Below are 10,456 nucleotides of genomic sequence, written 5' to 3' on the forward strand. Positions count from 1 at the left end.
CGCCGGGTCGCGCGGTGAAGAGGAAGCATCGCGCGACCCGGGCCCTGGGAACTTGTCCCCGGAGTACGACCCCCCTCGCTACGACCCCGGTATGACCATGCCGGGCCGGGCCTGGGGCGGCTGGGAGGCTCCGCCCCCGCGCGGGGACAGCTGGCGTGAGTTCTTCCGCCAGCGGCCCGCCCAGATCCTCGGCGCCGGACTCATCGGGTTGATCATCGGCGGCGTCCTCGGCGGTGGCAGCGTGGCGCTGGTCGCCGGGCTCAGCCACCGCGGTGAGGACAGGTTCGTCTACTGGGAGCACCGCGGGTTCCCCGACTACCCCGGTTACAACAACTGCCGCGGCCCCTACTGCAACTGGGAGCGGCCGTACGGCGGCATCCCGATGCCCCAGCCGTCGGTGGTGCTGCCCTCCATGGCGCCCGCCTCTCCGGTCCCCACGACCGTGCCGTCGCCCGAGTCGGCCGCGCCGAAGCCCTCGAAGAGCGACTAGCGGTCGAGCACCAGCAGGTCGTGCCGCGCGGCCAGGAAACCGGCGTGGAAGCGGGTGCGGGCGTCCAGGCGCTCGCACAGCTCCTGCACCCGGCGTTGCACCGTGCGCGGGCTGAGGCCGAGCTGCCGCGCGATCGCGTCGTCCTTCATCCCGACCGCCAGCAGCGCGAGCACCTCGGTGTCGCCCGGCTGCGGCCACACCTCCCGCTCCACGCCCACCTCGGGGTCGGCCGACAGCCGTAGCGGCACCGCGGTCTGCCACAGCACCTCGAACAGCCCGATCAGCGCGTCCAGCAGCGCCGACGGGTGCACGACGAGCGCGTTGTCCACAGCTCGGTTGTCGTCGGACACCAGCGGCAGCATGGCCGTGCGCCGGTCGGCCACGGCCAGCTTGAGCGGCACCTGCCCGAGCCTGGCCCGCTCGCCCTCGGCTATCGCGCGGCGCGTGTGCTCCAGCATGGCCGGGTCGTCGAACGCGAGCGGCCCGTAGATGCCCCGGGTGGGCGCGCCGGGCCGGGCCGGGCGCCCGTTCGCGTGGTGCTCGTCGCTGACGTCCACCGCGTACGGCGGATGCACCAGCACGAGCATCTCCTCCTTGGCGCTGCGTTCGAGCTGGATGTAGCGGCGGGCGACGGCGTCGCGGCCCGTCACCACCTCCAGCACCTCCTCCGGGTGCGGGCCCGTGCGGTCGGCCACCTCGGTGGCCAGCAGCGCGGCGGCGGCCCTGCTGTGCGTGATCTCCTCCTGGCGGCGGGCCACGAGCACGTCGATCGCGATGCTCGGCGGTGTGGCGATCAGCCGCAGCGGCCGGCCCGCCACCCGGGAGATCAGGCCGAGGTCCTCCAGCCTGGGCAGCATCCGGCGGATGGCCGCGGCCGACGAGCCCGTCTCGGTGGCCAGCTCGCTCAGCGTCGCGGGGCCGTGGCGCAGCAGCGCCCGATAGGCCGTCTCCTCGGCGACCGACACGCCGAGCCCCTCCAGTAACCGCCGTTGCGCCATAACGCAGCAGCGTAACCCGTTGTCAGGGCGTACGTGCGAGGGGGAAAGGGGATGAGCCCCGGACGTCGGGTGCGGGCGGGGGGACTCGAACCCCCACAGTGTCTCCACCAACAGGACCTAAACCTGCCGCGTATGCCATTTCGCCACGCCCGCGCAGCCCCCGCCGGAGCGGGCTCGATCGCAAGTTTAGCGCCCTGGAAGCGGGGCGGGGGCTGGTCCGCGTCAGGTGCTCACACCGGTGTCCGTGCCACTGGTGAGGCCGCGGCTCAGGCCAGGCCGAGCTTCTTCTTCAGGCTCGCCACGTGGCCGGTGGCCTTCACGTTGTAGAGGGCCTGCTCGATCTTGCCGTCGGCGTCGATGACGAAGGTCGAGCGGATCACCCCGACCATCTCCTTGCCGTACAGCTTCTTGGGGCCGTACGCGCCGTACGCCTTGTGCACGTCGAGCTCGGGATCGGACAGCAGCGGGAAGTTCAGCGAGTCGTGCTCGGCGAACTTGACCAGCTTGGGCGTCTTGTCCTTCGACACGCCGAGCACCACGAATCCCTCGGCGGTGAGCTGGCCGAGGTTGTCGCGGAAGTCGCACGCCTGCTTGGTGCAGCCGGGCGTCAGCGCCGCGGGGTAGAAGTAGAGGATCACCCGCTTGCCCCGGAAGTCGTCCAAGGAGACGGTCGCGCCGTCGGCCGCGGGCAGCGTGAATTCGGGCGCGGCGTCGCCGGGCGCGAGCTTGGTTTCGGTCATGAGGCCCTCCAGAGTTCGTCGAGCAAAACCTATCGGCCCGCCCGCCGTGCCGTGCGGGGCGGCGACCTGACAGACTGATCGCCTGAAGAGCCCGTTCGCGGAGTGGATGCGTACGTGGGCGGCCGAGAGGAGAGCCATGGCTGACACCGATCCCGACGAGCTGGAGCGGCGGATCGCGAAGACGCGCGCGGACCTGGCCGTGACCGTCGACGCCATCGCCGACCGGGTGAGCCCCAAGCGGGTGGCCGAGCGCACGGTCTCGGACGTGAAGTCGCGGGCCGGCCACCTGATGGCCTCGGTCGGCGACGCGCTGGGGGTGACGCCGCGGCCGGCGCAGTTCGGGGACGACCCCGACAGGCTGTGGGACGACGAGCCGCCCAACCTGGCGCCGGTGCTGATCGGGGTGGGCGCGGTGCTGGTGGTGGGCGCCGCGATCGTGCTGTGGCGCCGCCGTCGCCGCCGCTGACCCCTCTCCGGAGGCCCGATTCGGAGGCGCGATTCGGAGGCGCGATTCGGAGGCGCGATTCGGAGGCGCGGCTCAGAGGAACGTGCGGCCCTCGCCCCTGTACGTCGGCGCCGTCCCCACGACGGCGTCGCCCTCGACCAGGTGGAGCGCGGCGAAGCGCTCGCACAGCTCGCCCGCCTTGGCGTGCCTGAACCACACCCGGTCGCCCACCCGCAGGTCCTCGGCGGCTTGGCCGAGCAGCGGCGTCTGCACCTCGCCGGCGCCCTCCTCCCGCGAGTAGCGCAGCCCGGCCGGCAGGTACGGCTGCGGCAGCAGGTGCGTGCCCGGCTTGCCCGAGGCCAGGTAGCCGCCGCCGAGTACGGTCACCGCGTTCGGGGTGGGCCGCCGCACCACCGGCAGCGCGAACAACGCGGCCGGACGCCCGGTGAAGGCCCGGTAGAAGTCGAACAGCCGCGGATGGAAGAACCCCGACCCGGCCGTCACCTCGGTGACCGCCTTTTCCCGCACGGTCCGCTCGATGGAGCCGGTGCCGCCGCCGTTGACGAACTCCAGGTCGCAGACCTGGCGGACGGCGTTCACGATGCGGCCGCGGCGCAGGACCAGCTCGCGGGCCGACAGGCTCTGCATGATCCTGACCGCCCGCGCGTACGCGGCGCTGCCCGGCGGGTCGTCGCCGATGCCTGCGATCTGCCCCTCGTACGCCATCAGCCCCGCCAGCCGGAACCCGGGCCGCTTGGCGATGGCGGCGGCCAGGTCGGCGGCCCGGTCGGCCTGGCGGATGGGCGAGCGCATCGTCCCGGCCTTGAACCTGCCGCCCAGCGCCCAGTACCCGGCGTCCAGGTCCATGGACAGCCGGATCTCGTGCCTCGGGTGGACGTGCGACACGGCGGCCTCGATGTGGTCGAGGTGGTCGGCGGAGTCGACGGTCAGCGCGATCTCCCTGGCCGCGTCCCGGCTGCCCGCCAGCTCGGCCAGGGCGTGGCGGTCGGCCGTCGGGTAGGCCACCAGCACGTCGGTGAAGCCGTTGTCCACCAGCCAGAGCGCCTCCGGCAGCGTGAACGCCATGACGCCGGAGAAGCCGTCCATGGCCAGGATGCGCTCCAGGAGGGGGCGGCTGCGGATCGACTTGCTGGCCACCCGGATGGGTTTGCCCGCCGCCCGGCGTACGAGGTCGGCCGCGTTCGCGCGCATGGCCGCGAGATCGAGGATCGCGAACGGGGGTTCCAGCTCCGCTGTGGCCTTGTCGTAGCGCTGGCGGTCGTTCATATGGGCAGCGTAACGACATATAGGGCAAATGAATATGAGGGCGTTTCACCTTCATTTCCCCGCTCGTAATGATCCCGCAAACCGGCGGCGAGGGCGCGGTACTGCCGGCCGCCGATCCGTGTACCTCTGGCTTGGTGATGACCACGCTCCAGCAGATACTGCCCGGTGCAGGGATCGCCGTACAGGAGACACCGCTGCGCAGGTCGAGCCGCGTGCTCAGACCCGCGCGCACCCCCGCCGGGGCCGTCGTGGCGCTCACGCTGACCGCCGGGCTCGGGCTCGTCGCCGCCGAGATCGTCTCGGCCCTGCTGGGACGGCCGCTCGGCTGGCTGCCCGTGCCGGAGCTGACCTCGCTGGCGGCGCGCCGCACCTGGCAGGACCTGTCGCTGACATGGGCGTTGGTGGGGGGCGCGGGAGTCGCGCTGCTGCTGCTGGCCGTCGTCCCCGGCCGGTCGCGGCTGGTGCCGGTCGAGACCTCGGACCCGCTGATCGTCATCGGCATCACCCGCTCGGGGCTGCGCCGTACGCTGCGGGCCGTCGCCCAGGAGGTCGACGGCGTGGAGCGGGCGCGGGTGCGGCTGCGCCGGCGCAGGATCGAGGTCACCGTGATGACCGGGCCGGAGAGTTCCGGCTCGATGCTCCGGCAGGTCGGCATGGCCGTGGGCGACCGCCTGGCCAGTGTCGGCACGCTCGCCGCCGCCGAGGTCGTCGTCCGCCTCCGCCGCCGGGGCCTGTGATGCGGCAGTACGCGGGCTGCCAGGTCCGGGAGGCGCGGTGATGCGGCAGTACGCGGGCAACCGGATCGGGCTGGCCGTGGTCGGCGGGTTGCTGCTGGCCCTGGCCGGCTACGGCTGGCTGCGCGCCGAGGACAAGCTGCCCGGCCTGTCGCCGCGCGCCAAGGTCCTGCCGGACCGCACCGCCGCGGCCGTCGCCGACCAGCCGTGGGCCCTGTGGCTGGTCGCCCTGGTCCTGCTGGTCCTCGCCCTGATCACGCTGCGCTGGCTGCTGCTCTGCCTGGGCTGGGGCCGGCGCGGCTCCCGTACCGGCACCGGGACCGCCATGCTGTGCATCGGCCTGAAGGACGTGCAGGGCCTGAGCCGGGTGAGCGCCCGCGTGGTCGGCGACGCCGCCCGCCTGCGCATCACCCTCAACTGCCCCGCCTCGGCCGACGTCGGCTCGGTGGTGGCCAAGCTGGACCGCGAGGTGGTGGGCCGCATCCGCCGCGAGGTGCGCGACGACGAGGTGGGCACGGTCGTCCGCGTCCACGTCCGTCGTTGACCACCCACTGCCCGGCCCCAAGACTCGGAGCGGCTTCAGGACAGGAACGCGCGCAGCAGCGCCGCGGTGCCCTCCAGGTGCTCGGCGACCGCGCGGCGGGCGCGCTCGGGGTCGCCGGACAGGATGGCGGCCACGATGGCCTGGTGCTGCAGGGCCGAGTGGGACAGGTTCACCTGGAGCATGGGGATGGCGTTGAGCAGGTCGCTGACCCGCAGGCGGGCGTCGGCGCAGGCCGTGGCCAGCAGGGAGGAGCCGGTGAGCTCGGCGATCGACAGGTGGAAGGCCGTGTCCAGGCGGCGGTAGTCGTCCAGGCCGGCCGCGTTGAGCTCGGTCAGGCGGCGGCGCAGCAGGGCGCGCTGGTCGTCGGTGAGGGGCGTGCGGGCCAGGACCTCGGCGGCGCCGCACTCCACGGCCATGCGGAAGGTCAGGGCGTCGGACAGGTCCGCGGTGCCCATGTCGGCGACCATCTTGCGCAGGTCGGCGGCGCCGGGCTCGGGCGGGGTGTAGGTGACGAAGGCGCCGCCGTAGCGGCCTCGCCGTACGTCGAGATAACCCGCGTCCTGGAGGGCGCGGATGGCCTCGCGCAGGGTCACCCTGCTGATGCCGAGCTGGACGGCCAGCTCGCGCTCCGGAGGGAGCTTGCCGCCCGGCGCGACCACGCCGAGCTTGATCGCCTGGAGCAGTCGTTCCACCGTCTCCTCGAAGGCGTTGCCGGCCCTGACCGGCCGCAACACCGTCATCAAGCGCGCAGACTCGTCCAACATGTCCTCAGGTCTTGACAAGCGATCCCAGGATGCACCTCAATGGTCTGACACTAGCCCAATTAACGGGGAAGTGAGCGCATTCACGTGAGCGAGCGAACCGGACTGCTGTCCGTGGACGAGTTGCGCGGCGAGGTGAGCGCGGGGCGCATCGACACCGTGCTGCTCGCGATCGCCGACATGCAGGGCAGGCTGCAGGGCAAGCGGCTGTCGGCGCGATATTTCCTGGAAGAGGTGCTGGGGCACGGCTCCGAGGGGTGCAACTACCTGCTCGCCGTGGACGTCGACATGAACACCGTCGGCGGGTACGCGATGTCGTCGTGGGAGCGCGGGTACGGCGACTTCGTGATGAAGCCGGACCTGGCCACGTTGCGGCGCGTGCCGTGGCAGGAGGGCACCGCCATGCTCATGGCGGACCTCGCGTGGGAGTCCGGCGACGACGTGACCGCCTCGCCGCGGCAGATCCTGCGCAGGCAGCTCGGCCGGCTGGCCGAGCGCGGGCTGGCCGCGTACGTGGGGACCGAGCTGGAGTTCTGCGTCTACGACGACAGCTACGAGGACGCGTGGAAGCGGGCGTACAGGGATATGTCGCCCGCCAATCTCTACAACGTCGACTACTCGCTGCTGGGCACCGCGCGCATCGAGCCGCTGCTGCGCCGGATCAGGCGGGACATGGAGGGCGCCGGCCTGTACGTCGAGTCCGCCAAGGGCGAGTGCAACCTGGGCCAGCACGAGATCGCCTTCCGCTACGACGAGGCGCTGCGGACCTGCGACAACCACTCCATCTACAAGAACGGCGCCAAGGAGATCGCCGCCCAGGAGGGCCGCTCGATCACCTTCATGGCCAAGCCGAACCAGCGTGAGGGCAACTCCTGCCACATCCACATCTCGCTGCGCGCCGACGGCCGGCCGGTCATGGCCGGTGAGGGGCGGCACGGGCTGTCGAAACTGGGCGAGCACTTCATCGCCGGGCAGCTCGCCTGCCTGCGCGACCTCACGCTGCTGCTCGCCCCGAACATCAACTCCTACAAGCGCTACGTCCCCGGCAGCTTCGCCCCCACGGCCGTCAAGTGGGGCGTGGACAACCGCACCTGCGCGCTCCGGCTGGTCGGCCACGGCCCCTCCCTGCGGGTGGAGAACCGGGTACCCGGCGGCGACGTCAACCCCTACCTCGCCGTGTCGGCGCTGGTCGCGGCCGGGTTGCACGGCATCGACAACGAGCTGCCGCTGGAGGAGGCGTTCGGCGGCAACGCCTACGACTCCGGCGCCGAGACCGTGCCGCACACGCTGCGCGACGCGCTGGCGCTGTTCGAGGGGTCGAAGCTGGCGCGGGAGACGTTCGGCGAGGACGTCGTGGCGCACTACGCGAACAACGCCCGGGTCGAGCTGGCCGCCTTCGACGCGGCGGTGACGGACTGGGAGCTGTTCCGCGGCTTCGAGCGGATGTGAGCGGAGTGCTGATCGGAGTGCCGAGCGAAGTGCCGGGGGAGTGCCGAGCGAAGTGAGCGCCATGCTGATCGATGTGGGTGGCACGTGCTGATCGTCAACCCGGCGACCGAGGAGGTCGTCGCCGACGTCGAGCTGGCCGACGCGGCCGAGGCCGACCGCGCCGTGGAGCGTGCCAGGCGGGCCTACCCGGCCTGGCGGGACGTGGCGCCGGGCGACCGCGCGCGGCTGCTGCGCCGCTTCGCCGACCTCGTCGACGAGCACCGCGACGAGCTGGCCCGGCTGGAGCTGACCAACGCCGGGCACCCCATCGGCAACGCCCGCTGGGAGGCCGCGGCCGTACGCGACGTCCTGCACTTCTACGCCGGCGCGCCCGAGCGCAACCACGGCAAGCAGATCCCGGTGCCGGGCGGCGTGGACATCACGTTCCAGGAGCCGCTGGGCGTCGTGGCGGTGATCGTCCCGTGGAACTTCCCGATGCTGATCACGAGCTGGGGCGTCGCGCCGGCGCTCGCGGCGGGCAACACGGTGATCGTCAAGCCCGCCGAGTGGACCCCGCTGACCGCGATGAGGCTGGCCGAGCTGGCCCTCGCCGCGGGCCTCCCCGAGGGGGTGCTCCAGGTGCTGCCTGGAGCAGGGGAGGTCGCGGGGGCCCGCCTGGTCGAGCACCCGCGGGTGGCCAAGATCGTGTTCACCGGCTCGACCGAGGTGGGCAAGGAGATCGCCGCCAAGGCGGCGGCCCACGTCAAGCGCCTCACCCTGGAGCTGGGCGGCAAGTCAGCAAATATCATCTTCGCCGACGCCGACCTGGAGAAGGCCGCCGCCGCCGCGCCCTACGCCGTCTTCGACAACTCGGGCCAGGACTGCTGCGCCCGGTCACGGGTGCTGGTCCAGGCGCGGGCGTACGAGGAGTTCATGGACCGGCTGGCCGCGGCGGTGCGGAACGTCAAGGTCGGCGACCCGCTCGACGAGGGCACCGAGATGGGGCCGCTGATCAGCGCCGAGCACCTGGAACGGGTGCGCGGCTTCGTTCAGGGCGCCCCGTACCTGCAAGGGGACTGCCCGCAGGGCAAGGGGTTCTGGTTCCCGCCGACCGTGCTGACGCCGGAACTCACCGACCGGGCCTTCACCGAGGAGATCTTCGGCCCGGTGGTGTCGGTGGTGCCGTTCGCGGACGAGGCGGAGGCCGTGCGGATCGCCAACGACACGCCGTACGGGCTGAGCGGCTCGATCTGGACCCGCGACGTCGGCAGGGCGCTGCGCGTGGCGCGGGCGGTCGAGGCGGGCGCGCTGTCGGTCAACTCCAACTCGTCGGTACGCCACTGGACCCCGTTCGGCGGCTTCAAGGAGTCCGGCCTCGGCCGGGAGCTGGGCCCGGACGCCCTGGCGGCGTTCACCGAGACCAAGAACGTCTTCATCTCATCGGATTGACATCCTCCATCCGCTCAAGGCGGGTGGATTCCAACAGCAACTACCTGACGAGCAGGAGGTCGCGTTGAGGTTCGCGGTTCGTCGGCCTGCCCAACGGCGAGCCTCCCCGCGCAGACACGACATGCCCTGCCGCGTGTGCGATGTTTCTGGCCGCGTTCACGTCAGCGTTACCGGCGAAGCCGCAGGATCGGCAGGCGTAGGCCGCTTGGCTCTCGCGCGCCCTCGCCTCCACGATCCCGCACGCCGAGCACCGCTGGCTCGTGTACGCCGGATTGACCCGGACAACCCGTCCGACGGCTTTGTGCTCCAGCCTCTCGACCAGCAACCCCCACCCGTTGGCCAGGATGCCCCGATTCAGGCCGGCTTTCTGCCGCACGTTCCGGCCCGGCTCGGTCAGCGTGCCCCTGGCCGACCGCGTCATGCCGGTGATCTTGAGGTCTTCGACCGCGATCACGTCGAATCCCCTGGCCAGATGGGTACTGGTCTTCTCCACCCAGTCCTTGCGGCGGTCCGTCTCGCGGGCCCTCAGCCGGGCGATCGCGACCTTGGTCCGGCCACGGCGGATGGACCCGCGCCCGGCCCGGGCCAGTCTGCGCGACAGCAGCCGCAACCGCTGTCGTTCGCCGTCGCGCAGCACGGGCACGGACAGCAGTTCGCCGGTGGACAGGGCCGCGCTGACGACAACACCTCGATCCACGCCGACCACCCGGCCGGTGCCGGGAGCCGGGATGGGGCTGGGGATGGCGGCGAAGGCCACGTGCCACCGCCCGGCCCGATCCTGGGTCACCCGGTAGGATTTCGCCCCCTCGGGGACGGCCCTCGACCAGCGAAAGCGCACCCAGCCCCCTTCCGGCACCCGCACCTCGCCCACATGGCGCGACAGCCGTCGCACGTCACCTGCCCTCACCGCGACGATCCGGAAACCCTCGTTCCGGCCACGGGTGCGCCACCTCGGCCGACGATGGGTTCGCGCGAAGAATCCGGCCATGGCCTGGGCGAAATCCTTGAGCGCCTGCTGCTGGACGATGATCGACCCGGCTCGCAGCCAGGCGAACTCGGCGCGCGCTTCGGTCAGTTGGCGGCACTGCTCGGCGAACCCCGGCGCGTTGGCACGCCCCGGTCGCCAGTGCACCTGCTGCTCCAGGGCCAGATTCCAAACAAACCGTGCGTGTCCGCAATGCTCCAGCAGCGCTGTCTCCTGAGCAGTGGTGGGCTGGAGACGGAAGCGGGACACACGGATCAAGCTATCGACCGTCACTGACAGAACTGGAGAAAAACATGGCCGGCCAGTCCGAATGTTCGTCACTTCCCGGAACTGAAGAGCTGCGCCTCCACCCTGTAGGTGCCGAGTGACACATGTGCAGCGTTTGCAGGACCGCGTCGCGGTGATCACCGGGGCGGGCGGCGGGATCGGGCTGGCGACCGCGCGCAGGTTCGCCGAGGAGGGCGCCAGGGTCGTCTGCGCCGACGTGGACGAGGAGGCGGGCAAGCGGGCCGGCGCCGAGGTCGGCGGGCTGTTCGTCAAGGCCGACGTGACCAGCGACGAGGACGTCGTCCGCATGTACGCGACGGCGTTCGAC

Annotated in this window: 12 protein-coding genes and 1 tRNA gene; 7 read left to right on the plus strand and 6 right to left on the minus strand. The window is 71.9% G+C overall.

What is annotated here, in order from left to right; all coding sequences use genetic code 11:
* Window positions 1-91: 91 nt before the first annotated feature.
* Entirely contained in the window at window positions 92-490 is a 399-nt protein-coding gene (locus KME77_RS05805; RefSeq protein ID WP_219462684.1) for a hypothetical protein, read from the plus strand.
* Here KME77_RS05805 and KME77_RS05810 read toward each other — a convergent pair.
* The 3 genes from KME77_RS05810 to bcp all read right to left on the minus strand — a co-directional run bounded on the left by KME77_RS05810 (window position 487) and on the right by bcp (window position 2,228).
* Window positions 487-1,488 (minus strand): helix-turn-helix transcriptional regulator, encoded by a 1,002-nt coding sequence (locus tag KME77_RS05810; RefSeq protein WP_219462685.1) that lies wholly within the window; start codon window positions 1,486-1,488, stop codon window positions 487-489. The genes KME77_RS05805 and KME77_RS05810 overlap by 4 nt on opposite strands.
* 70 nt (window positions 1,489-1,558) lie before the next feature.
* A tRNA-Leu gene (locus tag KME77_RS05815) sits at window positions 1,559-1,641 on the minus strand.
* 113 nt (window positions 1,642-1,754) lie between these two features.
* Window positions 1,755-2,228: a thioredoxin-dependent thiol peroxidase gene (bcp, locus tag KME77_RS05820; protein WP_219462686.1), complete on the minus strand. Its 474-nt coding sequence runs from the start codon at window positions 2,226-2,228 to the stop codon at window positions 1,755-1,757.
* 136 nt (window positions 2,229-2,364) lie between these two features.
* Between bcp and KME77_RS05825 the strand changes: the two genes are divergently transcribed.
* Window positions 2,365-2,694 (plus strand): DUF3618 domain-containing protein, encoded by a 330-nt coding sequence (locus KME77_RS05825; protein WP_219462687.1) that lies wholly within the window; start codon window positions 2,365-2,367, stop codon window positions 2,692-2,694.
* 72 nt (window positions 2,695-2,766) lie between these two features.
* On the opposite strand, the gene KME77_RS05830 is transcribed toward KME77_RS05825, so the two are convergent.
* Window positions 2,767-3,960 carry an amino acid deaminase/aldolase gene (locus tag KME77_RS05830; protein WP_219462688.1) on the minus strand — a complete coding sequence of 398 codons (1,194 nt, stop codon included), beginning with the start codon at window positions 3,958-3,960 and terminating at the stop codon, window positions 2,767-2,769.
* 137 nt (window positions 3,961-4,097) lie between these two features.
* Between KME77_RS05830 and KME77_RS05835 the strand changes: the two genes are divergently transcribed.
* Both KME77_RS05835 and KME77_RS05840 read left to right on the plus strand, forming a co-directional pair.
* The gene (locus KME77_RS05835) at window positions 4,098-4,697 is read left to right on the plus strand and encodes a DUF6286 domain-containing protein (RefSeq protein WP_246609231.1); all 600 of its coding nucleotides are present in this window, start codon (window positions 4,098-4,100) and stop codon (window positions 4,695-4,697) included.
* 37 nt (window positions 4,698-4,734) lie between these two features.
* Window positions 4,735-5,238: a hypothetical protein gene (locus KME77_RS05840; protein WP_219462690.1), complete on the plus strand. Its 504-nt coding sequence runs from the start codon at window positions 4,735-4,737 to the stop codon at window positions 5,236-5,238.
* Between the two features lie 35 nt (window positions 5,239-5,273).
* Here the strand turns inward: KME77_RS05840 and KME77_RS05845 are convergent, their stop codons facing one another.
* The gene (locus KME77_RS05845) at window positions 5,274-5,978 is read right to left on the minus strand and encodes a FadR/GntR family transcriptional regulator (RefSeq protein ID WP_219462691.1); all 705 of its coding nucleotides are present in this window, start codon (window positions 5,976-5,978) and stop codon (window positions 5,274-5,276) included.
* 108 nt (window positions 5,979-6,086) lie between these two features.
* Between KME77_RS05845 and KME77_RS05850 the strand changes: the two genes are divergently transcribed.
* On the plus strand, window positions 6,087-7,448 hold the full coding sequence (locus KME77_RS05850; protein WP_219462692.1) for a glutamine synthetase family protein: 1,362 nt from the start codon (window positions 6,087-6,089) through the stop codon (window positions 7,446-7,448).
* A gap of 84 nt (window positions 7,449-7,532) precedes the next feature.
* Complete coding sequence (locus KME77_RS05855) at window positions 7,533-8,876, plus strand: aldehyde dehydrogenase family protein (RefSeq protein WP_219462694.1); 1,344 nt, start codon at window positions 7,533-7,535, stop codon at window positions 8,874-8,876.
* 40 nt (window positions 8,877-8,916) lie between these two features.
* On the opposite strand, the gene KME77_RS05860 is transcribed toward KME77_RS05855, so the two are convergent.
* Window positions 8,917-10,134 carry an RNA-guided endonuclease InsQ/TnpB family protein gene (locus tag KME77_RS05860; protein ID WP_219462695.1) on the minus strand — a complete coding sequence of 406 codons (1,218 nt, stop codon included), beginning with the start codon at window positions 10,132-10,134 and terminating at the stop codon, window positions 8,917-8,919.
* 100 nt (window positions 10,135-10,234) lie between these two features.
* Here KME77_RS05860 and KME77_RS05865 point away from each other — a divergent pair.
* A partial coding sequence (locus KME77_RS05865; RefSeq protein WP_219462696.1) for an SDR family NAD(P)-dependent oxidoreductase occupies window positions 10,235-10,456 on the plus strand: 222 nt, incomplete at its 3' end.

It is taken from the genome of Nonomuraea rhizosphaerae (assembly GCF_019396405.1).
Taxonomy (GTDB): domain Bacteria; phylum Actinomycetota; class Actinomycetes; order Streptosporangiales; family Streptosporangiaceae; genus Nonomuraea; species Nonomuraea rhizosphaerae.